This is a genomic window from Staphylococcus sp. HMSC62A08, from assembly GCF_001839105.1.
GTDB classification, from domain to species: domain Bacteria; phylum Bacillota; class Bacilli; order Staphylococcales; family Staphylococcaceae; genus Staphylococcus; species Staphylococcus caprae.
The window spans coordinates 400,674-425,459 of record NZ_KV840027.1 but is presented as its reverse complement, the minus strand read 5'-3'; the positions used below and the strand labels follow the sequence as shown (position 1 = coordinate 425,459).

The window sequence follows — 24,786 nt, the reverse complement described above, 5'->3', positions numbered from 1 at the left end:
TATGATTGTTTCACTTTAACTCCCTCTATCATCTTTCAATGGTGAAACTTTATAAATATAAATAACTTAATTTCAATATATAGTAAACGCTTACATTACTACAATGACGTTGACGGATTTTGAAACTATTTTGTATAATCAGATTATATTTTCATTGTGCGGAAATTTTTTCAATAAATAATATTGAGGTGTTGAGATGATATTAGATGAACGTGTAAATTCTAATTTCGATAATTTAAATGATAACGATATACAAATCGCACATTATGTAAATACACATATCGAAGACTGTAAAAATATGAAAATTCAAGATTTAGCTATACATACACATGCTTCTAATGCGACGATTCATCGTTTCACACGTAAGTTAGGATTTGATGGTTATAGTGACTTTAAATCCTTTTTAAAATTTGAAAATGAAAAGAAAAACCAACTACCCTCAGATTTAATTGAACAATTCAAACAAGAAATTGAGAACACCTTTAGTTATCTTGATCGTGTAGACTATCATTTATTAACGAATAAAATGCATGAAGCAACAACAATCTATTTATATGGTACCGGTCGTGCTCAAATGAATGTGGCAGAAGAAGCGCAACGTATTTTACTGACCATGCACAAAAATATCATTCTTCTTCACGATATTCATGAATTAAAAATGGTTTTAAATAAAACTGTTCCCAAAGATTTGTTCTTTATTATTTCATTATCTGGGGAAACTTATCAGTTAACAGAAGTAACACAACTACTTCAATTAAGACAAAAGTATTTCATTTCCGTCACGACGATGAAGGATAATTCCTTGGCACAACAAGCAAATTATAATGTTTATGTATCTAGTAATACGTTTTACTTAAATGATGGTACAGATTATTCAAGTTTTATCAGTTATCACATCTTTTTCGAAACACTTTTAAGAAAATATAATGAACGCAAAGAGAAAAATGAATTAACATAAAAAATCGCAAGCAATCGTAGTAAGGTCAACATGCTTACTACTCTAATGCTTGCGATTTTATTAAGTATGACTTTGTTGTTCTTCACGTTCTTCAAGAACATTTTGCATCTGATCAATCATTAATTCAAATCCATGTGCTGTTGAATCATGATATTCTTTTTTCTTTTGTTTATACTCCAATGTAGTTAAACGTCTTTCTTTCTCAACTAATGAGCGATAGTAGAAGAGCATTTGAGTGCCACCATTTTCACGTTCGAAGAATTCCACTTCGATAATATCCTCTTCTTCACTCAATCCTGGCATGCCAATTGTCATTTTCACATACTCATCTAACACTAGTTCCTTGTATGTACCTTCAATCACATTTTGTTTGCCATTTCTACGGTCTACAATTCGATACTGTCCGCCTTCTTGAATATCCGCTTCAAAAGATTGATTTGTACGTTGCGTAGTCATAAACCATTGTTTGAGAAGCGCTTCTTTCGTCCACGCTTCATACACTACTTCTGGAGTAAATTTTAATAATCGTTCGATGTCGATTTCTACGTGTTCATTCTCTACATTATATTTTGCCACTATCTTTCACCTACTTTCACTCTTAATTCTATTTTAACGTATTTAAGCTGTGTCACAAACTATGAATGCTCTTAATATTAAAAAGAAGCTAAAAACGACTGAGCACTTTTAGCCTCCTTCAATTTTGCTATTTACTTTTTGGATTTATGGTCCAGTCGTGGGACCCTCAAAATAATCGCTACTAAGCCACATACGCCAAGTAAAATCGGATAGATACTGTATGGAACAAGTAAAAATGGAGATATACCTGCTACGCCAGCTGCTGAAATCACTTGAGGACTATACGGTAATAATCCTTGGAAACAACCACCAAAAATATCTAGTATACTTGCTGATTTCCTAGGATCAACATCATATTCATCTGCAATATTTTTAGCTAACGGTCCTGCCATAATAATAGAAATCGTATTATTAGCAGTAGAAATATCAGCCGCACTCACTAAACTAGCAATGCCTAATTCAGCACCACGTTTTGATTTCACTTTAGAACGGACGAATTGTAGTAACCAATCTATACCGCCATTGTGTTGAATAATACCTACGAGTCCACCTATGAGTAAGGCTATCATTGCAATATCTTCCATACCAATAATCCCTTTAGATACAGCACTAAGTAGCCCTTTCCAACCGAATGAGCCATCTATTAATCCAATCACACCTGCTAACGCTGTACCGCCGATTAATACAATAATGACGTTGACCCCTATGAGCGCAAGAATTAATACTAATAAGTATGGAATGACTTTGAATAAGTTATAGTCATAATTTTTAGCATGATCAATTGAAATACCATTAGTTAATAAGAACAGAATAATAATTGTCAGGATTGCTCCAGGCAAGACAATTTTAAAATTAACTCTAAATTTATCACTCATTTTAGTTCTTTGGGTCCTAACAGCAGCAATCGTTGTATCTGAAATCATTGAAAGGTTATCTCCAAACATCGCACCACCAACAACTGTAGCCATCGCTAAAGCTGCAGGCACATCCGTAGCTTGAGCAAATCCAAAACCTACTGGCGCAATGGCAGCTACTGTACCCACAGACGTTCCCATTGAAATAGACACAAACATACATATCACAAATAATCCTACTATGATTAAATTCTGTGGGATAAGTGATAATCCTAAGTTAACTGTGGATGTGACACCGCCCATTTTTTCTGCTGTAGTTGAAAAGGCACCCGCTAAAATGAAGATCAACATCATCAAAATAATATTCGAATGTCCAGCACCCTTTGTAAATACTTCTACCTTCTTAGCGAAGGATTCCTTTCTATTCATAAGTAAGGCAACAATTACTGTAATTGTGATCGCTACATTTAAAGGCATCGTTGTGAAATCGCCAGAAACGATTCCCACGCCTAGAAATAGTAATACAAATAGAAGTAATGGGAGTAGCGCCCATGCGTTACCTTTCTTTATTTTCTCCATTATTCAACCTACTTTCCATAAAAATAGGAGCGAAACAGAAATCTGATTCTCAAAGAACGATTTCGGCATCCCGCTCCCATCTTGTAATGCTTGTAGAACTTCATTAATGAAATTCTCTATCTTGAGACTTGGCGCCAAGGATCATTAAGATTGTAAGTCATTGTATACGATACAACATTGCAGAAACTTCTTTGTCCAGCTCTCAACTTATCTTGATAAGCTACGCGAATTGTGTCTAACATTACAAGATTATAGTTACAACGTCAATACTTAAAATACATAGCTTTTTAAAAATTATTCTTCAATACGCGTAGTAAAATATTTTTCATAAATTGATAAAGCAATAGCGACTAAAATTAATAATGCTATTGATACGCCAAATAAAATCCACCATTTTAAATACAAACTCAAAATGATAAGTAAAATACTCATTACCGTTGTGATAATTGAAGTTATTTTAAATATTTTTTCAGTACGATGTGACACAACCTTATAGTCAGCCATGCTCGTATCGTTTACATATTTTTCTTGCTTCCCTTTTTTATCATCAATAATTTTAAGTTTATATTCTAGGTAAAGTGTAATTAAACCAGTCAATAACACTATAAAAAATACAGTAGGAAAGGTAATATGTCTTAAAATCACCCATGAAAATATACCCAAATAAACGATAGCGGCTATCGCTCCTAATATACGATCAATAATGGGGTGAAGCCAAATCATGCCCTTTGTTATATTTTCATTAACTAAATAAAGATTGACTAAAACGTTATATATACAAAGTACAAGAAACATTGAAATCGTAATAATTGGATTATAATTAAATATTATAATACTACCTATTCCTATAGTTAATAATATGTAAGGTAAAAATCTAATTAAGAATGTTCTCACGCAGTATCACCTTGTTCTTTTTATTTGCCCATCATCTTACTTAGAACCATTATCCTTACATACATGGTACATGAAATCATCTGCGTTTATCAAATCGCTTCCATTCGCTTCAATTGAGGAAAATGCCACACTTTCTACTCAAAACAAACTGGCACCTCTATCAAAGTAAAAAAGCTCCTAAAATGAATTTTAAATTCTTCATTTTAGGAACTCGAATGACATTGTTGAATGATAATTTAATAAAAACGGTGTCCGTAACCTTTTAGTCGATTTGTGTACCGCCAGTGACACCAAACACTTGTCCTGTAGTATAGCTAGAATCCTCTGAAGCTAGCAATACATATGTGCCTGAGAGCTCTACGGGTTGACCTGCACGTCCAAGAGGTGTTTGTTGACCAAATTGAGGTATAGCACTTTGTGGTTGTCCGCCTGTAATTTGAAGTGGTGACCAGAATGGACCAGGTGCCACACAGTTTACTCTAATTCCTTTTGCGCCAAGTTCTTCTGAAAAACTTTTCGTTAATGAAATAATAGCAGCCTTTGATGCAGCGTAATCATGTAGTATCGGACTTGGGTTATAACCTTGGACGGATGACGTTGTAGTAATTGATGCGCCTGGTTTTAAGTATTCTAAAGCTTTTTGAACAGTCCAGAACACAGGATAAACATTCGTTTCAAACGTTTCCGCAAATGCTTCTGTATTAAACCCATGGATATCATCATGATATTGTTGATGGCCCGCAACTAAAGTAACATTGTCTAAACCACCTAATTTAATATAAGCTGTTTCAACCATATCGTAGTTAAATTGTTCATCTCTTAAATCACCAGGAATAAGGATAGCTGTTTGTCCAACACCCTCAATCACTTGTTTCACTTCTTGTGCATCATCTTCTTCACTAGGTAAATAGTTAATAGCGACATCTGCGCCTTCTTTGGCATAGGCTATTGCAGCAGCGCGTCCGATTGCAGAATCACCACCAGTGACTAACATCTTATAACCTTTTAATCTCCCATGCCCTTCATAGGATGTTTCTCCGCAGTCTGGTTGTGGCGTCATCTTGGATTGTAATCCTGGTAACGCTTGCTCTTGTTTTTCATAATCCGTCGTTTTAAATTTGTTTCTAGGATCTTGTGCTGACATCAATCATCATCTCCTAATTGTAGTTTCTATTATTTATACCCACAATTTCTCATTATTTAATCATATTTTATTTTCGGAAAATAAATTTAACAGCACGAATTTATCACAAAAACAATATTTGAAATCAATCATTACCCCTTTAACAATTTCTGCACAAGTTTCACAAAGTATGTTGGTACTTTTTCAAGGATACGTTCATCAGGATCATATTTAGGATGATGTAAATCGTACTTACTATTTGAACCAATGAACGCAAAAACACCAGGATAATCTTTCGTGTAACCTGAGAAATCTTCTCCGATAGTGAGCGGTTCTGTCATCATATGAACGTGATACCCTACTTCTTTAGCAACTTCTATCGCTTGGTCTGTTAAGTTCTCATCGTTGACGACAGCACCTGGTAACTGTGTATAGGTCAATTCCATTTCAACATTAAATGCTTGGGACAACCCTTCAGAAATTTCGTGCATACGCTGTTCTATATATTGGCGTTTTTCAGCATCAAATGTACGCACCGTACCTTGAATATACGCTTGGTCAGCAATCACATTCCAAGTATTACCACAAGATACTTCACCTATTGTTATGACTGCACTATCAAATGCTGATAAATTACGGCTTACAATCGATTGTAAACTATTTATCAACTGACCTACTACGATAACTGGATCATTACCTTGTTCAGGTTTCGCAGCATGTGCGCCCTTTCCTTGAATATGAAATTCAAAACGATCTACTGCTGACGTTGTCACACCACTTTTGATTGCAAATTCTCCAATATCTAGAGTTGGATAATTATGATAACCTAGCACCGCTTTCACATCTTCAAGTGCCCCCGTTTGACTTAGTTTAATAGCACCATCGCCTAATTCTTCCGAAGCTTGGAAAAGTATTCTCACACGTCCATTCAATTCACTTTCTATCGCTTTAAGTTGTGTTGCAACAGCTAATATACTCGCCATATGAATATCATGCCCACATGCGTGCATGACACCTTCATTAGTCGAAGTAAATTCATGCTCCACTTGTTCCGTTATAGGTAAGGCATCAATATCAGTTCTCACAGCTACCATGAGTTCTCCTTGTCCTATCTCAGCAACTAAACCTGTCTCTAAAGGTAAATCCAAAATCGAAATATGATAACTTTCTAATATTCTTTTTAAACGTTTTGTTGTTTCAAACTCTTTTTTGGAGAGCTCTGGATATTGATGAAATGTACGTCTCCAATTGACATAATCTGAATAATTGGCCATCTTTGATTCAACCCCTTCTTTTCGAAAATGACTGTAAAACAAATAGAAAATAGAACCTGAAATGACAGAGTTCTAATAAATGGTCTTTACATTTAGAATATTTCGAATTTTCTTAAATTATATACCTAGCATTTCTAATAAGAAAAGTTTAATCGTTACGTTATTGAAAAATATTCACTACATACTTTTATTTTCATCAAATATTTTAGTAATATTTTTATCTGAAAGCTTTATTGATATAGAACGAGCCCCTAAAACGAATGTACGTCAATTCATTTTAAGGGCTCCTTGATTAAGTTTAATTTCCTAGTGCATTTGTGATTCACACATCAACTAATCTAATTTAAATTCATTATCAACAATAACCTTGCCATCTTTAATCACTTTTTGAGCATGATTAATACCAAAATGATATGGAATATATTCATGGTTAGGTGCATCCCAAATGACGATATTTGCTTTGTCACCTTCATTAATCGTACCTGCATCAGCATCAATAGCTTTTGCAGCATTCACTGTCACAGCGTTCCATACTTCATTAGGAGATAATTTTAATTTTAAAGCTGCTATAGCCATGGCAAGTTGTAAGTTATTCGTTACACTACTACCTGGATTATAGTCAGTTGCCACTGCAATCGCACCGCCATTATTAATCATGCCACGTGCATCAGCATAATCATTTTTATCTAAATAGAATGTCGTAGCTGGTAATAACACAGCCACTGTATCACTATTTTTTAATTTGGCTTTACCTTCTTCACTAGATGCTACTAAGTGATCTGCAGAAATAGCCTCCTCATCAATTGCCAATTCTAAACCACCTAATGGATCAATTTCATCTGCATGAATTTTAACTTTAAATCCAGCTTCTTTAGCTTTTCCCATATAACGCTTAGATTCTTCCACTGAGAATACTCCCGTTTCACAGAAAATATCTGCAAAGTCAGCATATTTTCTAACTTCAGGAAGTAATTCAATCATTTCTTCTAGGAATGCTTCATTCGATTCAGCTTCTTCTGGCACCGCATGAGGCCCTAAGAAAGTATGTTTGATATCCAAATTATATTTTTCAGCTAATTGATTAGACACTCGTAATTGTTTCAATTCATTATCTTTATCTAAACCATATCCACTTTTACTTTCTATCGTAAGCACACCATGTTTAATCATAGTTAATAAATCATGCTCTGCTTTTTTGAAAAGGTCTTCCTCACTAATTTCTCGTGTAGATTTAACAGTTGAAAGAATGCCTCCACCAGACTCAAGAATTTCTAAATATGATTTACCTTGACGTTTGAGAGACATTTCATGCTCACGTGAACCGCCAAATATAAAGTGCGTATGTGCGTCAACAAGCGCAGGTGAAACAACCTTACCAGTAGCATCAATTGTTTCATTTGCTTCATATTCATCTGTATGAGGGCCCGAATAAACGACTTTGCCATCTTTAACGACAACCGTTCCATTTTCAATAACTTCTAATTCATCTAACTCTCTACCCTTTAAAGGTTTGTCAGTAGATTTAGGTAAAATCAATTCTTGAATATTTTGGATAATTAAATCATTCATTATTTATCACCTGCTTCATCAATCATTGGAATTTTGACACCTTTTTCTTTAGCTGTTTGAATCGCAATATCATAACCTGCATCAACGTGTCTTGCTACTCCCATACCCGGATCTGTAGTAAGTACTCGTCCTAATCTTCTCTCCGCACGTTCTGATCCATCAGCCACAACAACCATACCAGCATGTAGTGAATAGCCCATACCTACACCGCCACCGTGGTGGAATGAAATCCAAGAACCGCCAGCTGCAGTATTAATTAATGCGTTTAATACAGCCCAGTCACCAACTGCATCACTGCCATCTTTCATGCCTTCAGTTTCACGGTTTGGACTAGCGACTGAACCAGAGTCTAAATGATCACGACCAATAACGATTGGGGCAGATATTTCACCATCACGTACAAGTTTGTTTAGAGCTAACCCCATTTTTGCACGTTCGCCATAACCTAACCATGCAATTCTAGATGGCAATCCTTGATAAGAAATTTTTTCTTCCGCTAAATCTAACCATCTTAACAATTTTTCGTTTTCTGGGAATAACTTTCTCATTTCTTCGTCAGCACGTTCAATGTCTTTTGGATCACCACTTAATGCTGCAAAGCGGAAAGGCCCTTTACCTTCACAGAATAACGGACGAATATACGCTGGAACGAACCCAGGAAAATCGAACGCATTTTCAACACCATTATTATAGGCAACTTGGCGAATGTTGTTACCATAGTCGAAAGCTACAGCACCATTTTTTTGGAACTCTAACATGAGTTCAACATGTTTAGCCATTGAAGCCTCAGCTAATTCAACGTATTTTTTAGGATCTTCTTTACGTAATTGTTTTGCTTCTTCCACTGAATAACCTTGTGGCACATAACCATTCAATGGATCATGCGCACTTGTTTGGTCAGTAATGATATCTATTTTAAAACCTTTGTCTAAAATTGCTTTATGAACATCTACAGCATTACCTACTAAGCCAATGGATAATGCTTCCCCTTTATCTTTAGCTTCTTGTGCCATTTTCAATGCTTCGTCTAAATCTGTAGATTTAACATCACAATAATTAGTTTCAACACGTTTATCAACACGTGTTTCATCTACATCTACACAGATGGCAACACCATTATTCATCGTAACTGCTAGTGGTTGTGCGCCACCCATGCCGCCTAAACCAGCAGTTAATGTAATAGTCCCTGTTAAATCGCTATTGTATTCTTGCTTAGCAAGTTCAGCGAATGTTTCATAAGTTCCTTGAACGATACCTTGAGAACCGATATAAATCCAACTTCCTGCAGTCATTTGTCCATACATGATTAAGCCTTTTTTATCGAGTTCATTAAAGTGATCCCAATTTGCCCATTCAGGAACTAACACAGAGTTTGAAATTAATACACGTGGTGCTTCTTCATGAGTTTTAAACACTGCAACCGGTTTACCAGATTGAACTAACATTGTTTCATCTGCTTCTAAGTCGCGTAATGTGTTTTCAATTGCTTCGAATGCTTTCCAGTTACGAGCAGCTTTACCAATCCCACCATAAACAACTAATTCTTCAGGATGTTCAGCAACTTCAGGATCTAAGTTGTTATATAACATTCTTAATACCGCTTCTTGTTCCCAACCTTTACACTCAATGTCTAACCCTTTTTTAGCGTGAATTTCTCTCATGTCAATCTCTCCCATCTGATTATTGTTTACATGCATTTTCAAATTGATTGTTATTCATTTTTTCTAAAAACAAATTTCTTTTGTGATTGAATATTATAAAATAGGGAAAAGAGTACTAAAATTAATTAAATTATTCAAAATATTCAATACGTTAAACGACTTAACACAGCAAATATTTTGTAATTACAGTATAATAGTCTGAGATATAGACAACAAATATAAATAAACTAATCATTTATAACTTAAAACTATAAATACGGGGTGCTTTACATGAAAATCATTCAGCTAGAATATTTTTTGGCTATAGTTAAATACAATAGTTTTACAAAAGCTTCTAACTTTTTACATATTAGTCAACCTTCATTGACCGCTACAATTAAAAAAATGGAAGCAGATTTAGGTTATGACTTATTTATGAGGACTACAAAAGATATCAAAATCACAGAAAAAGGCATTCAGTTTTACAAGTATGCGACACAATTAGTTCAGGAATATCGTTCCACTGTTGAAAAGATGTATGATTTAAACATTACATCAGAACCAAGAATTAAAATGGGCATATTGGAATCTACAAGTCAGTGGATAGCAAAAGTCACACAGCTACATCATAAAAATTTTCCAGATCAACAATATCGTATGTATGAAGTTCACGATAGAAGCGATTCTATTGATCAGTTACTTAATTTCGATGTACATTTTGCGCTAACCAATGAAAAAATTAATCACGAAGATATTGCGTCTATCCCTCTATATGAAGAACCATATGTTTTACTCACCCCTAAAAATGAATTTCCAAATCAAAAGACAATTAAAATAGAAAATCTGCCTCTCATTATGCCAAATAAAAATTCGCAAGTACGCAAGCATCTAGACGATTATTTTAATAGAAGAAATGAATTTCCAAATATTGTAGTGGAAACAGATCGTTTTGAATCTGCTACAAACTTTGTGCATTTAAATCTCGGTTATGCAATTGTGCCTCGCTTTTATTATCAGTCTTATTTTGCCAAGAATTTAGATAGTATAAAAATACGTCCTAACTTAGGACGCAAGATTTTTATTAATTATTTAAAAAAACGTAAACATTCAGAACAAGTCATGTCTTTAATACAACAATGTTTAGATTACTGGGATATTTAGAAACACCTGTAAAAGTGGGAATCATCATCCTAACTTTTACAGGTGTTTTATTTATAATTAACGTAGTCAATTTGCTTACATTTTCAAAGCGTTAAATTAAAAAGTGATGTACTAAGTTTGCTACAAGTTTCGCAGTGCGATTGTCTAAATCATATTGAGGATTCATTTCAGCAATACTGATTGAAGCAACCTTCTCACTTGGTATAATACGTTTAGCTAATTCAAATACTGTGTGAGGATAGATACCTAGTACAGCTGGTGCGCTTACCCCTGGCGCAAAGGCGCTATCAACAACATCCATGCAAACAGTAAACATAATAATGTCATGGTCATGAATAAAATGTTCTATCATATCTTTAATCGGGGGAGAAACTTGGTTTAATAATTCATCAGCATAAACATATTGAACATGTTTCTCTTTAGCATAATCAAATAATCCTTGGGTATTACCACCTTGTGATATGCCTAATACCATGTAATCAGCGTTATCATCTTGCTCTAATATTTGTCTAAAGCTTGTACCTGAGGTAGACTCACCTTCATCACGTGTATCAAAGTGAGCATCAATATTGATGACACCAATAGATTCGTTAGGGTAAACCTTACGCGTAGCTAAGTATTGTGCATAAGCAATATCGTGTCCGCCACCAAGTAAAAATGTTTGCTTATGATTTTGAATAGATTTAGCGGCTAGCTCTGCATATTCTTTTTGAGTATCAATCAGTGCGTCATGATCATGTTCGACATTGCCATAATCAACAAGTTCTTCACATTGATTTAAATCTGGTAAACCTGCAAATGCCTTTTTAATCGCATTCGGACCTTCTTTTGCACCTACACGTCCTTTATTTAATTCGACGCCTTTATCAACAGCATACCCTAATATACCTACCCCTTTTCGTGTCCCAGATTTTTCAACTTTCGATAAATCACCAAATTTTACAGTTTGAAAGTGTCTAAATTGTTTTACATCTGTTTCACTATCTAGACGACCTGTCCATAAATCACGTTCAGCAAGTCTATACATGATACTTCCCCCTTGATTTGTTAATCACAATAGTTAAATAAAGTATAACTATTGGTGTATTTGAATTCAACGCTTGTAATATTTTGATACCCTGAAAAGAAAATATTTAATTACGATTAGCTAACAAAATGATTCAAGACTATTACATTTTGATGATAATTAAAATAGACAATTTAAACATCTCCTTGTAAGATGTATAATTGTAAATAAAATAAATTTAGCTTGTTACCTAATGGAGGTTACATAAAATGAAGAACTCTCGAATTTCTGGGTTTCAATGGGCTATGATGGTCTTTGTCTTCTTTGTTATAACAATGGCCTTAGCCGTTATACTTAGAGATTTCCAAGTATCCATTGGAGTTAAACGATTTGTTTTTGACATCAAAGATTTAGCACCTTTAATAGCATCAATTGTATGTATTTTAGTATTTAAGTATAAAAAAGAACAATTAGCAGGGTTAAAGTTTTCATTCAGTTTAAAGGTTATTGAACGAATTATTTTAGCGCTTATCTTACCATTAATTATTCTTATGATTGGTATGTATAGCTTTAATACTTTTGCTGATAGTTTCATCTTATTACAAACATCAGATTTATCAGTATCATTAATTACAATATTAATTGGTCATATTTTAATGGCTTTTGTTACTGAATTTGGTTTCCGTTCATACTTACAAAATATTCTTGAAACAAAGATGAACACTTTCTTTGCAAGTATTGTTGTAGGTATTATTTATTCAATCTTTACTGCTAATACTACATACGGTCTGGAATATGCTGGTTACCATTTCTTATATACATTTGCGTTCTCAATGATTATCGGTGAATTAATCAGAGCTACTCAAGGACGTACCATTTACATTGCTACAGTCTTCCATGCTGCGATGACATTTGCATTAGTATTCTTATTTAGTGAGGAAACTGGCGATCTTTTCTCGATGAAAGTCATTGCGATCTCAACAACTCTTGTAGGTGTTGTCTTCATCGTGTTAAGTTTAATCATTCGTGCTATTGTTTATAAAACAACAAAGCAAAGTTTAGAAGAAGTTGAACCTAACAACTATTTAGACCATACTGAAGAGGATGACTTCGAAGGCGTGAACAATCGTTCCAAAGAAGCTGACTCTAAAAAGGAAAATGTTGAGAAACCAAAAGATGAATCACACTCAGCAGTTGATTCTGAACAAACGCATACTGACAACTCAGATTTAAAGGATAGTGCGTCTTACACAGAAGACCGTCATTCATCTGTAGTTAGCGATGTGAAAGATGAAATCAACGAAGCAGAAGAACAAACTACCGAAGATTCAACTAAAAAAGAATAACAAAACCTATAAAAAGAACTTGAGGCATTTTGTAACCCTCAAGTTCTTTTTATATATTCTACGCTTTATTCATAATTTTAACGCCATCTTGTGTTCCCACAATTATCTGATCTGTCATATCAAGGAAGTAACCTGTTTCTAATACACCCGTTAGATGTATTAAAAATTCATGCATGTCATAAGGGTCAATGCCTTCTGGCAATGTACAATCTAATATGTAATTTCCATTATCTGTCGTAAATGGAACATCCTCATTCACGCGTCTATTAACTTTCACACCTTGAATGTCTTCTATTCTTTTCGCTACTTGATACCAATTAAATTTATCTACTTCAACTGGTAATACAAACGTTTGCCCTAAATAATCAACAAGTTTATTTTCATCAGCAATGACAACGAATCTTTCAGCCATTTCATCAATCACTTTCTCTCTGAATAGTGCACCGCCACCACCTTTAATAAGGTTAAGGTTTGGATCTACTTCATCAGCACCGTCGATAGCTAAGTCAATGTGATTGACATCATTAACCTCAACAATTTTAATATCTAATTCTTTCGCCAGAAAGGCCGTTTTATTTGATGTACATACGCCTGTAATATCGTAATGATGTTGATGAACCAATTCAGCAATTCTAGGTACTAGCAATTCGATTGTACTTCCAGTCCCTATCCCAAGCGTCATACCATCTTCTATCTGACTAATCACATCATCTAACGTCATGAGTTTAAGTTCTTTTACGTCTTTCATTTGCTGATTATCCCCTTTTCTCTAATTTCCTTAATTTCATTTTACATGAGTTTAATTATTTTTAAATACCTTTGATAATGAAATTAATTTTCATACTTTTTCTCTTTTAAAATTAGAGTTCAATCATCTCAATATTTAAAAAGTAAGCAACTTGAATTGATAGCAGTTCCTCATTTAAAACATTCCCATTCACCTAGAGATCACACACTCTGTAAAGTCAAAAGATTAAAAACGTCGAGTTACCATTTCAGTTTCATAAAATGGAGACCCGACGTTTTCAATCAATTGTTTACTTTTCATTAATTTGATAGCTTGTTTTAGAAAGATAAGGCGTATGTGCTTCTAAAATAGACTGCGCTTTCTCACCATACATGTTGATATCATTAGGGAGATTTTGAGTTTCCACAGTAAATCCAGAATGAGATTTATAAATATTGAAATCACTATCCCAATTTTGTGGTTCATTAAAAGTATATATCACCATATGTGGCATATCTGTTTCGACTTTTAATTCAAACTCATTATTATCAATAAGAAGTTGACGCCCTCCTACCTCAAATGGATGATCTAAACCTTTATATCGTTGCATTTGCTGATGAAGTTTTTCATTTGTACTATTAAATATATCTTTAAACAGTACACCCTTTTCTTTAAATACATCATAGAAATCAAGTGGTGCTTCTTGTTTCACAATATGGTTATCATCCAAAGTAAACATTTTTAAAGAGGAACTTGATATTTTGTGATTATCAACAACATTATTATCTCGATTTAAATTAAAGTACACATGATTTGTTGGATTAAATAGCGTTTTTTGCGTGGATTCCGCTTCATATTGTATCGTCCAGCGTTGATCAGCATCGTAAGTGTGTGTGACTTTAATAGTCATATCGCCCGGATAATGATCTTCCTTTTCTTTAATCGTTGTTGTGAAAATGATTTTAATCTGGCCAATTTCGTCTACAATTTCATAATCAAAAATTCTAGTATCTAGACCTTTAGAGCCACCGTGTATATGGTGTGGATGCTGATTTGCTTCTAATTCATATGTTTGTCCCTCTAATTCAAATGAAGCATTGGCAATTCTACCTGCATAGCGACCGATAGTAGCACCAAAATTAAAAGGATTTTCAAAATAGAATTCATCAGCTTCTACAACATTCCCTAAAATAATATTATTGTCGTGATACTTCCAAGAAACGATTCTAGCCCCGTAATTCGTAAATACAATCTTCGTTTCATCATTATCAATTTTAATTAAATCAACATCATGTCTTTGATGCTCAACTTCAACTATCATTACATAATCTCCCTTTCAACCACGTTAAATTAAGCTCTGCTAGGTAATAACATCACTAATACGCCTATCATACAAATTAAGGCGCCAATAATGTCATATTTATCTGGAGTCTGTTTATCTATCACAAAAGCCCAAAGAAGGCTCATAATAATAAACACACCACCATATGCAGCATATACTCTACCGAATGTTGGAAACGCCTGAAACGTGGCCACTACGCCATATAGTATGAGTATCATACCACCTAATAAACCTAGCCAATATGAATGGCCTTCCCTTAACCATAACCATATTAAATAGCCTCCACCAATTTCACAGAGGCCTGCTATGATGAAAATAAACGCAGAATAAAACACAATACAATGCACCACCTTTAAAATTTATCCTATTCACTATAACGAAGGGGTAGTTCAGTTATAAATAAGAATAGTATTTAATTTAGATTGATATGATAAGTAACATTGTATCAATGTTAGATTCTATAAATCTATCTTTAATTTAACGACGGTATTTTCACTTACATATTGTTACACTTTTTCTTTTAATATTCCATAGGTTTAGAACATAAAAATAAAAGTGCTTGACTTAGTTTGATTAATTCTTTTTCACAAGACGTTGAATTGATTTGAATAATCCCTTTTCAAAAGTAAGCACAGAGTCTTTATACGTTTTAACAGCAATCCATAATAATAGTGCGACTACAATGATTGAAATCCCCATACTCACAGCGATTTCCCAGATTTCTAATTCTGAAGATTGAGCACGTACTAATAACTCAAACGGTGCTAGGAACGGGATAAAACTTGTAATCTTAGTAAGGAGCATATCCGGCTTCATGATGCTAAATATTGCAATATAAAATGCAATCATAGCTAATAAAGTTAACGGCATAAGCGTTTGATTCATATCTTCTATTCTCGTTGCTAATGAGCCAAGAATAGCTGCAAGTAATACATAGCTTAAGATACCAACAATAAGGCAAAGTATGCTTACAATGATAATTTGCCATGCAAGATGATTCATTTGAATGTCAAATTCTTTAAATAAACTTTTTAAATCAAATGCATAGACACAAAGTAATGCCATGATAATAATCATAATAACTTGAGTGAATGCAACAGCAATAACGCCTGCAATTTTAGCTAAAATATGAATCACTGGTGACACACTTGTAATTATCATCTCAATGACGCGAGAAGTCTTTTCCGTAGCAATTTCCATCGCAACTTGTCCTGCGTAATTAAATACAATAAAGAAGATGAGCATTAACGTCGCATAAACTAATATGTAATTTAAAGTTTGTTCTCCTGAATTTAATTGACTATCCTCTTTATTAGAGATGACTTTACTGTCTACATGACTTCTTGCTTGTAATTGTTTCAATTCATTTTGGCTTAAATTGAGATTCGAAGCGACCAATTGAGATTGGATAGAAGTAAGTACCTCAGTCAATTTTTGCTCGTCCTCTGTCTCTACGTTGTCTTTACTCAATATCGTTCCTGATAATTGATGATGCTTATCTTGTTTCACGATATAGGCTTTCTTTAATTTTTCATTTTTTACTAACTTATGTGCATCTTTTTCACTGACTTTTAAAAGTGGCGTCATCATCGAGTGCATGACTTTGTTTTTTCAATACTTTATAAATTTGTTCATTTTGCGTCACAACGCCTACTTTATCTGGGCCATTGTCAAATAAATCTATAATTTTATCTATATTTGAAAGTGCAATCATCAGTATGACAATGATAGACATAAAAATGATAAATGCTTTTGATTTAATTTTACTGAGATACGTGAGTTTAAAGGTCGACCAAAATTTATTCATGTGTTTCACCTACTTTATCTATAAAAATGTCATTAAGTGAAGGTTCTAAAACTTGAAAACGTCTTACAAATCCTTGTTCAATCACTTTCTTATAAATATCTTTAGCGATATCTTCATTTTCAATTGTTATTCGAATATCACGTTTATGTTGCTCAATATTTAAAATACCGGCAATCTCATCTAAGCCATCAATGTGATGATCGGCTTCAATAATCACGCGCTTATTACCATGTTCAGAGCGAACATGTTGAATGTCTCCAGAAACGACTAATTCACCCTTATCAATGATGCAAACGTCATCACAGAGTTCCTCCACATGTTCCATACGATGTGAACTATATATGATGGTAGAACCTTTATCATTTAAATCTTTTACCGCACGTTTTAATAGCTCAACGTTAACTGGATCCAAACCACTGAATGGCTCATCTAAAATGAGTAGTTCTGGGTTATGGAGCATACTCGCAAGTAATTGGATTTTCTGTTGATTTCCCTTTGAGAGTGACTGAATTCGCTTTTTTCTATTTTCCGTAATCGCAAAACGCTCTAACCAATAATCAATACGTTGTCTAATTTCCTTACTAGATAAGCCTTTTAACGTCGCAAGATACGTTAATTCTTCTTCGACTGTCATTTTAGGATGTAAGCCTCGTTCTTCGGGAAGATAACCAATCGAGTTATACATGTGCTTACCTATTTTTTTACCTTCATATGTAATGGTACCTTCTGTCGTCTCACTCAACCCGAGTATCATTCTAAATGTGGTTGTTTTACCTGCACCATTTCTCCCTAAAAATCCTAACATTTTTCCTTTTTCAAGTTTTAAAGAAATATCATTAACTGCAGTGAAATCTCCAAATTTCTTGGTGACATGATCAATTATCAAACTCATATTTTATACTCCTATCAATATGATTTTTTGGTTTAAATTCTTTTTTAATATAACATTATTCAATTAATTCTTATATGTAAATTTTGAAACTTAATAAACTTTACAAACTTTTTTGTAAGCCCTATCATTATCTATAAGTTTCGTAGCAATACATACTTTTCAAATTTAAAGGGGTTAGACAAATGAGCTACAGTATAGGCATTGATTATGGTACAGCTTCAGGTCGAGTGATTCTTGTGGATACATCCAATGGTGAGATGATCTCAAGCTATGAAGAAACATATGAACACGGTACAATTGCTGAAACATTGAATGGCGAAGCACTCCCTCGTAACTATTTCTTACAAAATGCTGACGATTATCTTCATGTTTTAGAAAATGGCGTTAAATATGTATTAGAAGAGAGCAAAGTGAACAAAAATGATGTATTAGGCATTGGTGTCGATTTCACAAGTTGTACGATTGTCTTTTTAGATGAAAATTTTGAACCATTACATCGACAAGATAGTTTAAAAAACAATCCACACGCTTATGTTAAATTATGGAAACATCATGGCGCTCAAGATGAAGCGACACAAATGGTTGAAGCCAGTGAAAAAACATCTAATCAATGGCTCGATTATTACGGTTCAAGCGTCAATAGTGAATGGATGATTCCAAAGATATTAGAAATGAAACATGAAGCACCTGAATTACTTGAACGTACGAGTTATATCATGGAAGCTGGCGACTACATTACAAGCTTGCTTACAAATAAAAATATTCGTTCCAATTGTGGTATTGGGTTCAAAGGTTTTTGGGATGAAGTAAACGGGTTTAACTATGACTTCTTTGAAGCTGTAGATACAACCTTGCCTACCATCGTTAAGGAAAAATGTGAAGCACCGGTCGTACATATAGGTGAAAGCGCAGGAAATTTAGCGGTATATTATCAAAAGTTATGGAACTTGCCTGAGAAAGTCCAAATCTCTCCATATATGATTGATGCCCATTCAGGTGTACTAGGTGCAGGGGCTATTGAACAAGGTGAATTTACAACTGTTATCGGCACAAGTACCTGTCATTTAATGCTAGACCCTAAACAAAAACCTATCCCTGCGATTACTGGTTCTGTGAAAGATGCAGTCATCCCAGGTTTATATGCATATGAAGCAGGTCAAGCTGCTGTCGGAGATTTATTTAGTTATTCTGAGCAGTTAGCTCCGAAACATATCGTTGACCAAGCTTTGGAAAAGGAAGTTTCAGTACTTGAATATTTAGAGGAGCTCGCAAGCGACATCGATGTAGAAGATCAACATGTCATTGTACTCGATTGGCATAATGGTAACCGTAGCATATTAAGTGACAGCCATCTTTCAGGTAGCGTCTTTGGCTTAACATTGCAAACACCTTTTGAAATGATTCACCGTGCGTATCTAGAATCGACAGCGTACGGTACTAAGATGATTATGAAACAATTTGAAGACAATGAAATTCCAGTTCATACGGTTTATGCCTCAGGTGGCATTCCAAAGAAAAGTCAATTATTAGTGGATATTTACGCAAATGTGTTAAACAAGAAAGTAGTAGTACTTGAATCATCTAATGCTACCGCACTCGGTGCAGCAATGCTGGGTGCCAATGTTGGCGATGCGTATCCATCATTAAAAGAAACCGTAGAACATATGAAACAGCCTATTTACTACATCAAAGAACCGGAACCTGATAAAGTCAAAGCATATGACAAACTGTTCGATAAATATCGAAAACTACATGATATTTTAGGTCGTGAAAATCCAGAACTATCTTACATACATGAATAATTGGATCGTCATATTGGAATGTAGATTTCAAAAAAATATCTCTAAGAGAGTGAGACAGAAATACAATTTAGAAAAATTAATTTCGTCGTCCCAACCTCTTAGAGATTTTTATATGACTCATCATGGTCATCCTCCCAAAATAAATCATTTAATGTCACATTTAGTTCTTTCGCGATATTAATGCATAGTTTTAAAGATGGATTATATTTGTCATTTTCTATCATATTAATTGTTTGTCTAGAAACACCAACAGCTCGGGCTAGAGAAAGTTGAGATATTTTCTGATGTGCTCTAAATTGTTTCACTTTATTCAAATCAGTAGCCCTTCTTTCACAATGATTAAGTACTTTTATCATAATCAAACAGACAAGAATTAGTCAAATATATATGACATTTTAATTTTTAAAAAAACGGCCTCTTAGAGAGACCGCTAGTGAAAATCTAATTAATTAGATTTAGTTTTATCAACTGGGTTATGGTTTTCACCTTTATATTCAGTTGCGTATTCAGTGAATTTAGGACTAGGTCCATATTTATTTGTTTCTTTCTTACCATTAAGAGAGACCATGACTATAACAATAATTGAAATTACCCATTGAATTATAAGTAATATATAAAATAAGAATAAAACAAAACCATTGTCTAACCAATTGTCTTGAAGTGAAATAAGGTTAGTAATCAAACTAATAACAAATACTACTATCATGTACCAAATTGGAATTCGCATTGAAAATGATAAGTCATGAAATCTTCTAACTAAAATAGCCAAATTAGGTATTAAAGTGGCTAATCCATAGACAATGCAGTAGAAGTAACCTAAAAGTATTAAAGCACCACCAATAATAATAATGCTAATATCTAAATTTACGCCTCCTACCATTAAAATAACATAACCAATAAATAGACAAACCAATGCTGGACTAGTAAATATTAAATTCCATAGCATTGCATACCAATATTCGCTTCGTCTTGAGCGACCTTTAAAGTTAACATAATTACTCCAAAATAATTTAAGTGCTCGCCCAAAACTTACTTTATCTCGCATCATTCATTCTCCTCTGTCTGTGTCATGCAAAAATGTTTTAAAATCTTCTACTCTTTGATAAATTAAAAAAGAGTAATCTATAGTAGAAACTTGTACATTGAGTATATCAAAACATTTCTTTAATAAAAATGTATATTTTAAATTTTATTTCTCAATACAAATTTTCTATAAAGTATTCTTATTATATTTTAAGGTGAGATGATTGTGGACTTTATCAATAAAGCAACAACACAAACTGCTAAAGATTTATTAGGCGTTAAAATCATATATCAAGATGACAATCAATACTACTCTGGCTACATCGTGGAAACTGAGGCTTATTTAGGTTTCAATGACAGAGCCGCACATGGTTACGGTGGTAAACAGACGCCTAAAGTAACTTCCCTTTATAAAACTGGAGGAACGATATACGCACATATGATGCATACCCACTTACTCATCAATTTTGTCACACGTACACAAGGCGTTCCAGAAGGCGTATTAATTCGTGCCATTGAACCAGAAGATGGTATAGAAGCGATGAAAATGAATCGTGGTAAAACAGGTTATGAAATAACGAACGGCCCAGGAAAATGGACAAAAGCATTGAATATTCCTAGAGCTATAGATGGTTCAACACTTAATGATTGTCGCCTTTCCATCGATATTAAAAATAGAAAATATCCTAAAGAAATAGTAGAAAGTGGAAGAATTGGTATTCCTAATAAAGGAGAATGGACACATAAACCACTTCGTTATACTGTTAAAGGCAATCCATATGTATCACGCATGCGTAAATCTGACTTTCAAAATCCTGATGACACATGGAAATAAAAGTAAAGCGAGGCGCTCTTCTGATGTGCACCCCTTAAAGTTAGTTTTTTTAGTCCAACTTTTGGGGTGCAGTACATCATCATAGAGCATCCTCGCTTATTTATTATTTAATATCGATATCTCCTGAATCGTTATTTAATTGCATCAAATTTTTGCCCTTACCTACTTTTTTATGTTTTAAAAATTGATTATCAATATTTGTATCTCCTGAATCATTGTGAATTTCAAATCTACTATTTTTAGGGTCATGTTTATAATTAAGATCAATATCTCCTGAATCATTTTTCACTTGAGTTAAAACGTCTGGATGCATATCTTTCATGATAATGTCTCCTGAATCATTGTATAAATTTACTTTTTTCAATCCAACATCTTCAGTTTCAATATCTCCTGAATCGTTACAAGTTGTAAGATGATGATAATTGCCACTTTTAACTAAAATATCAGAGGAATCTGCTTTATACTCAGCACTCTGTGCTTTAATATCACTAACTTTTAAATCACCCACATCAGTTTTAACACGGAGACTATCTAATTGAGTTGGTACGGTAATCGTTATATGATTCTCATCATTATTTTGAGGTCTAAAGTTGATGTGAGAACCTTTTGTATGATCCTTAATCGTCCACGTTTTATTTTTTACAGTACTATCAACTTTAATATTTTTATCGTCTCCTCTTGATTTAATCGTAAAATGACTACCCTTTTTGATTGTAACGTCACTCTCCTCAACATTAATATCAATGGACTTAATATCTTGTTTATAGATTTTTGAAAGATTCGTTGTTACTTTTTCATTATATTGATTATCTTTAGAAAGCTTTTCCCCTTGAGCATATATACCAATTCCACAAATCACTGTCATCGCAAAGCCTACAATAAATAATGTAATAAGGAATTTCTTCAAGCTTGAACACTTCCTTTCACAATGGATACGTTCCATTTAAGATATTTAACAGTTAAAATATAGACCCATTTGATAATATAAAATGTTATCGTTACAAGCATGAGACCAATGCCAAGCATAAGGCCTGCCATGAAGACATCGTATAAAATAATTGAGTTGAAACCATCTAAACATCCTTTAACAATTAACATAATAGGTGCGGCTAAAGCAGAAATGGTAAAAACGATGAGCGTAAAGATAAAGAAGAATAACATCACAGCAGGTACTAAAATGACAAAAAAGTTAAGAATACTTAACCCCATTACGGCTATAATCGCTGATGTGATATTATTCACCGTACTTTTATTGTGAGCCCTTTCCACAGCAGCAGTGGCATTCAATTCTTTCGCAATCAGTTTGGGGTTCCCTAATTCGTGCGCGATTTGTTCTTCGGATTTCCCTTCTTGTTTACCACTATAGAAATGCGTTTCATACTCATTTAAAATATCGTCTTTTTCATTCGAATCTATGTGCTTTAAATGACTTTTAAGTATTTTTAAATAAGAATCTTTATTCACTCGTTTCACTCTCCTCTATAAATTGATTCACTGCTTTCGAAAATAAATCCCATTCATTTTTAAGTAGATTTAAACGTTCTTCTCCCTGATCTGTTAAGCTATAGTACTTACGTGCAGGTCCTTCTGTAGAGGGCTGATAGTATGTGGAAAGTTCCCCACTTTTAACTAAACGTCTCAATAAAGGATAAACTGTACCCTCAGCAATCGTCATATAACGAGAAATATTTTGTACTAATGAGTATCCATACTGGTCTTCTCTTTTTACAATAAGTAAAACAATTAATTCTAAGGCGCCCTTTTTAAATTGAGTATTCATGTATCTACCTCCTATGCATCACCCACTACTAAACTATACACAGTAGCTGTTAATAACAATATAGCATTCACTACTGTACATTGCAAGGTACCGTTTATAAACATTATGTAAATTTGTTGAACCTATATTAATTTATTGTTAACTCGGAATATAATTTAAATTAATATTTTCAGAATTTTAGATATATATAATTAATATTAATTGAATATCTAGATTTATTTTAAATACGCGTGTATAATGGTTAACATGGCCATTTTTATAACGCTTACATAATTATATAGATTAAGTATTAAACATAGGTTTTGGGACTACTTCTAAGGGGGCATTTTATGATAGAGTTAGATGCAATCACAACCTTGTGTTTAGCATGTGTTCTATATTTAATCGGACAATCAATTGTTAATCATGTATCGATATTAAAGAGAATTTGTATACCTGCGCCAGTGATTGGCGGATTACTTTTTTCAATTCTCGTAGCCATACTCGATTCTTTACATATTATTAAAATCAAACTTGATGCATCATTTATTCAGGATTTCTTTATGTTAGCCTTTTTCACAACAATTGGTTTAGGTGCATCATTTAAGTTATTTAAAATTGGCGGAAAGGTCATGTTACTTTATTTCATGTTCTGTGGAATTATGGCCTTTTGTCAAAATATTATAGGTGTTTCATTAGCCAAAGTTTTAAATATTCAACCACTATTAGGTTTAACTGCTGGATCAATGTCAATGGAAGGTGGTCACGGTAACGCTGCTGCATATGGTAAAACAATTCAAGATATGGGTATTGACTCAGCCGTCACTGCTGCACTCGCTGCCGCTACATTAGGACTTGTATTTGGTGGTCTAATCGGTGGACCCGTCGTCAAATTTTTAATTAAACGTTATAACCTAAAACCTGAACATCGTGATGAGTCATTTAAAAATTATGGCGAAGTTGAATATAACAAAACGCTACACAATAAATTCAAACCTACGCAAATCTTTTTCATACAGTTTACAATCTTAGTATTTTGTATGGCATTAGGTACTTATATTGGAAATACTTTTACTGATTTAACAGGTGTAAATATTCCAATGTATGTAGGTTCCATGTTTGTAGCTGTAATTATTCGAAATGTGTCAGAACTCTCTGGATGGAATATTGTAGACTTAAAAATTAATGATCAAATCGGGGATATCTCCCTAGGTATCTTCCTATCATTAGCTTTGATGAGTATTCAACTAACTGAAATATACTCACTTGCGATTCCACTTCTGATTATCGTTCTGATACAAGTGGTATTTATGGTCTTATTCTCTATTTTTGTTTTATTTAGAGGTCTTGGTAAAGACTATGATGCCGCAGTAATGGTAGGCGGATTCATTGGTCATGGTTTAGGTGCCACACCAAACGCAATGGCTAATTTAGATGTTATAACTAAAAAGTATGGTAGCTCACCAAAAGCATACTTAGTTGTACCGATTGTAGGTGCTTTCTTAATCGATTTAATTGGCGTTATCATTGTGATGGGCTTCATACAGTTCTTTAGTTAGATACAATATTTACATCAATTATTAGAAAAGAGACTGGGACATATTAAATATCTCAGTCTC

The 24,786-nt window shown here is 33.7% G+C and carries 22 protein-coding genes and 3 pseudogenes; 7 read left to right on the top strand and 18 right to left on the bottom strand.

From position 1 onward, the window contains the following. The first annotated feature begins 196 nt into the window (after positions 1–196). A complete protein-coding gene (locus HMPREF3264_RS02750) occupies positions 197–958 on the top strand; it encodes a MurR/RpiR family transcriptional regulator (RefSeq protein WP_070871855.1) in 762 nt (253 codons plus the stop codon). A 60-nt stretch (positions 959–1,018) separates the two neighbouring features. Here HMPREF3264_RS02750 and HMPREF3264_RS02745 read toward each other — a convergent pair whose 3' ends face one another. The 7 genes from HMPREF3264_RS02745 to hutU all read right to left on the bottom strand — a co-directional run bounded on the left by HMPREF3264_RS02745 (position 1,019) and on the right by hutU (position 9,488). Further along, positions 1,019–1,534 (bottom strand): SRPBCC family protein, encoded by a 516-nt coding sequence (locus HMPREF3264_RS02745; RefSeq protein WP_070871854.1) that lies wholly within the window; start codon positions 1,532–1,534, stop codon positions 1,019–1,021. A 131-nt stretch (positions 1,535–1,665) separates the two neighbouring features. After that, complete coding sequence (locus HMPREF3264_RS02740; protein ID WP_002443902.1) at positions 1,666–2,967, bottom strand: Na+/H+ antiporter NhaC family protein; 1,302 nt, start codon at positions 2,965–2,967, stop codon at positions 1,666–1,668. 294 nt (positions 2,968–3,261) lie between these two features. Beyond that, entirely contained in the window at positions 3,262–3,861 is a 600-nt protein-coding gene (locus HMPREF3264_RS02735) for a hypothetical protein (protein WP_256323950.1), read from the bottom strand. Positions 3,862–4,123: 262 nt separating this feature from the next. Next, entirely contained in the window at positions 4,124–5,005 is an 882-nt protein-coding gene (locus HMPREF3264_RS02730) for an SDR family oxidoreductase (protein ID WP_070830295.1), read from the bottom strand. A 131-nt stretch (positions 5,006–5,136) separates the two neighbouring features. Next, complete coding sequence (locus tag HMPREF3264_RS02725) at positions 5,137–6,258, bottom strand: amidohydrolase (RefSeq protein ID WP_070871853.1); 1,122 nt, start codon at positions 6,256–6,258, stop codon at positions 5,137–5,139. Between the two features lie 333 nt (positions 6,259–6,591). Continuing rightward, entirely contained in the window at positions 6,592–7,827 is a 1,236-nt protein-coding gene (gene hutI / locus HMPREF3264_RS02720) for an imidazolonepropionase (protein WP_070871852.1), read from the bottom strand. Then, positions 7,827–9,488: a urocanate hydratase gene (hutU, locus tag HMPREF3264_RS02715; RefSeq protein WP_037541611.1), complete on the bottom strand. Its 1,662-nt coding sequence runs from the start codon at positions 9,486–9,488 to the stop codon at positions 7,827–7,829. Before hutU ends, hutI begins: the two co-directional genes overlap by 1 nt. Before the next feature lie 270 nt (positions 9,489–9,758). Between hutU and HMPREF3264_RS02710 the strand changes: the two genes are divergently transcribed. Further along, the gene (locus HMPREF3264_RS02710) at positions 9,759–10,628 is read left to right on the top strand and encodes a LysR family transcriptional regulator (RefSeq protein WP_070830291.1); all 870 of its coding nucleotides are present in this window, start codon (positions 9,759–9,761) and stop codon (positions 10,626–10,628) included. Positions 10,629–10,719: 91 nt separating this feature from the next. Here the strand turns inward: HMPREF3264_RS02710 and hutG are convergent, their stop codons facing one another. After that, positions 10,720–11,655: a formimidoylglutamase gene (gene hutG / locus HMPREF3264_RS02705; RefSeq protein WP_002443915.1), complete on the bottom strand. Its 936-nt coding sequence runs from the start codon at positions 11,653–11,655 to the stop codon at positions 10,720–10,722. A gap of 248 nt (positions 11,656–11,903) precedes the next feature. On the opposite strand from hutG, the pseudogene HMPREF3264_RS02700 reads away from it, so the two are divergent. Beyond that, a pseudogene (locus HMPREF3264_RS02700) lies at positions 11,904–12,722 on the top strand (lysostaphin resistance A-like protein); the annotation flags it as partial. A 144-nt stretch (positions 12,723–12,866) separates the two neighbouring features. Further along, positions 12,867–12,980 (top strand): annotated as a pseudogene (locus tag HMPREF3264_RS13100) (CPBP family intramembrane glutamate endopeptidase); the annotation flags it as partial. Positions 12,981–13,038: 58 nt separating this feature from the next. Here HMPREF3264_RS13100 and HMPREF3264_RS02695 read toward each other — a convergent pair. From HMPREF3264_RS02695 to HMPREF3264_RS02675, 5 genes and pseudogenes are all read right to left on the bottom strand, one after another. Further along, the gene (locus tag HMPREF3264_RS02695) at positions 13,039–13,728 is read right to left on the bottom strand and encodes a ribose 5-phosphate isomerase A (protein ID WP_070871850.1); all 690 of its coding nucleotides are present in this window, start codon (positions 13,726–13,728) and stop codon (positions 13,039–13,041) included. A gap of 289 nt (positions 13,729–14,017) precedes the next feature. Then, on the bottom strand, positions 14,018–15,028 hold the full coding sequence (locus HMPREF3264_RS02690) for an aldose epimerase family protein (protein ID WP_070871849.1): 1,011 nt from the start codon (positions 15,026–15,028) through the stop codon (positions 14,018–14,020). Positions 15,029–15,057: 29 nt separating this feature from the next. Next, positions 15,058–15,384 carry a YnfA family protein gene (locus tag HMPREF3264_RS02685; protein WP_002443923.1) on the bottom strand — a complete coding sequence of 109 codons (327 nt, stop codon included), beginning with the start codon at positions 15,382–15,384 and terminating at the stop codon, positions 15,058–15,060. Positions 15,385–15,622: 238 nt separating this feature from the next. Continuing rightward, positions 15,623–16,856, bottom strand: a pseudogene (locus HMPREF3264_RS02680) (ABC transporter permease). Next, positions 16,849–17,748: an ABC transporter ATP-binding protein gene (locus tag HMPREF3264_RS02675; protein WP_002443927.1), complete on the bottom strand. Its 900-nt coding sequence runs from the start codon at positions 17,746–17,748 to the stop codon at positions 16,849–16,851. Before HMPREF3264_RS02675 ends, HMPREF3264_RS02680 begins: the two are co-directional and overlap by 8 nt. Before the next feature lie 182 nt (positions 17,749–17,930). On the opposite strand from HMPREF3264_RS02675, the gene HMPREF3264_RS02670 reads away from it, so the two are divergent. Beyond that, positions 17,931–19,550 (top strand): ribulokinase, encoded by a 1,620-nt coding sequence (locus tag HMPREF3264_RS02670; RefSeq protein ID WP_070871848.1) that lies wholly within the window; start codon positions 17,931–17,933, stop codon positions 19,548–19,550. Positions 19,551–19,648: 98 nt separating this feature from the next. Here HMPREF3264_RS02670 and HMPREF3264_RS02665 read toward each other — a convergent pair whose 3' ends face one another. Beyond that, positions 19,649–19,864 (bottom strand): helix-turn-helix transcriptional regulator, encoded by a 216-nt coding sequence (locus HMPREF3264_RS02665; RefSeq protein ID WP_070871847.1) that lies wholly within the window; start codon positions 19,862–19,864, stop codon positions 19,649–19,651. A 131-nt stretch (positions 19,865–19,995) separates the two neighbouring features. Next, positions 19,996–20,598, bottom strand: coding sequence for a DUF805 domain-containing protein (locus HMPREF3264_RS02660; RefSeq protein WP_371106816.1), 603 nt, complete (start codon positions 20,596–20,598; stop codon positions 19,996–19,998). Positions 20,599–20,799: 201 nt separating this feature from the next. Here HMPREF3264_RS02660 and HMPREF3264_RS02655 point away from each other — a divergent pair, with 201 nt between their 5' ends. Beyond that, complete coding sequence (locus HMPREF3264_RS02655) at positions 20,800–21,408, top strand: DNA-3-methyladenine glycosylase (RefSeq protein ID WP_070871845.1); 609 nt, start codon at positions 20,800–20,802, stop codon at positions 21,406–21,408. A 103-nt stretch (positions 21,409–21,511) separates the two neighbouring features. On the opposite strand, the gene HMPREF3264_RS02650 is transcribed toward HMPREF3264_RS02655, so the two are convergent. From HMPREF3264_RS02650 to HMPREF3264_RS02640, 3 genes are read right to left on the bottom strand one after another with little or no spacing between them, the layout of a single operon-like run. Next, on the bottom strand, positions 21,512–22,315 hold the full coding sequence (locus HMPREF3264_RS02650; RefSeq protein ID WP_070871844.1) for a DUF4097 family beta strand repeat-containing protein: 804 nt from the start codon (positions 22,313–22,315) through the stop codon (positions 21,512–21,514). Next, complete coding sequence (locus HMPREF3264_RS02645; protein ID WP_070871843.1) at positions 22,312–22,872, bottom strand: DUF1700 domain-containing protein; 561 nt, start codon at positions 22,870–22,872, stop codon at positions 22,312–22,314. The genes HMPREF3264_RS02650 and HMPREF3264_RS02645 overlap by 4 nt, the downstream gene beginning before the upstream one ends. Further along, a complete protein-coding gene (locus tag HMPREF3264_RS02640) occupies positions 22,865–23,188 on the bottom strand; it encodes a PadR family transcriptional regulator (protein ID WP_070871842.1) in 324 nt (107 codons plus the stop codon). The genes HMPREF3264_RS02645 and HMPREF3264_RS02640 overlap by 8 nt, the downstream gene beginning before the upstream one ends. 329 nt (positions 23,189–23,517) lie before the next feature. On the opposite strand from HMPREF3264_RS02640, the gene gltS reads away from it, so the two are divergent. Next, positions 23,518–24,726, top strand: a complete 1,209-nt coding sequence (gene gltS, locus HMPREF3264_RS02635; protein WP_070830281.1) for a sodium/glutamate symporter — start codon at positions 23,518–23,520, stop codon at positions 24,724–24,726. Positions 24,727–24,786: the final 60 nt, after the last annotated feature.

Excerpts from the sequence above, each read along its gene's own strand:
- HMPREF3264_RS02750 (WP_070871855.1), top strand. The coding sequence starts at position 197 with ATGATATTAGATGAACGTGTAAATTCTAATTTCGATAATTTAAATGAT.
- HMPREF3264_RS02740 (WP_002443902.1), bottom strand. The coding sequence starts at position 2,967 with ATGGAGAAAATAAAGAAAGGTAACGCATGGGCGCTACTCCCATTACTT.
- HMPREF3264_RS02730 (WP_070830295.1), bottom strand. The coding sequence starts at position 5,005 with ATGTCAGCACAAGATCCTAGAAACAAATTTAAAACGACGGATTATGAA.
- HMPREF3264_RS02725 (WP_070871853.1), bottom strand. The coding sequence starts at position 6,258 with ATGGCCAATTATTCAGATTATGTCAATTGGAGACGTACATTTCATCAA.
- hutI (WP_070871852.1), bottom strand. The coding sequence starts at position 7,827 with ATGAATGATTTAATTATCCAAAATATTCAAGAATTGATTTTACCTAAA.
- hutU (WP_037541611.1), bottom strand. The coding sequence starts at position 9,488 with ATGAGAGAAATTCACGCTAAAAAAGGGTTAGACATTGAGTGTAAAGGT.
- HMPREF3264_RS02710 (WP_070830291.1), top strand. The coding sequence starts at position 9,759 with ATGAAAATCATTCAGCTAGAATATTTTTTGGCTATAGTTAAATACAAT.
- hutG (WP_002443915.1), bottom strand. The coding sequence starts at position 11,655 with ATGTATAGACTTGCTGAACGTGATTTATGGACAGGTCGTCTAGATAGT.
- HMPREF3264_RS02695 (WP_070871850.1), bottom strand. The coding sequence starts at position 13,728 with ATGAAAGACGTAAAAGAACTTAAACTCATGACGTTAGATGATGTGATT.
- HMPREF3264_RS02690 (WP_070871849.1), bottom strand. The coding sequence starts at position 15,028 with ATGATAGTTGAAGTTGAGCATCAAAGACATGATGTTGATTTAATTAAA.
- HMPREF3264_RS02675 (WP_002443927.1), bottom strand. The coding sequence starts at position 17,748 with ATGAGTTTGATAATTGATCATGTCACCAAGAAATTTGGAGATTTCACT.
- HMPREF3264_RS02670 (WP_070871848.1), top strand. The coding sequence starts at position 17,931 with ATGAGCTACAGTATAGGCATTGATTATGGTACAGCTTCAGGTCGAGTG.
- HMPREF3264_RS02660 (WP_371106816.1), bottom strand. The coding sequence starts at position 20,598 with ATGATGCGAGATAAAGTAAGTTTTGGGCGAGCACTTAAATTATTTTGG.
- HMPREF3264_RS02640 (WP_070871842.1), bottom strand. The coding sequence starts at position 23,188 with ATGAATACTCAATTTAAAAAGGGCGCCTTAGAATTAATTGTTTTACTT.
- gltS (WP_070830281.1), top strand. The coding sequence starts at position 23,518 with ATGATAGAGTTAGATGCAATCACAACCTTGTGTTTAGCATGTGTTCTA.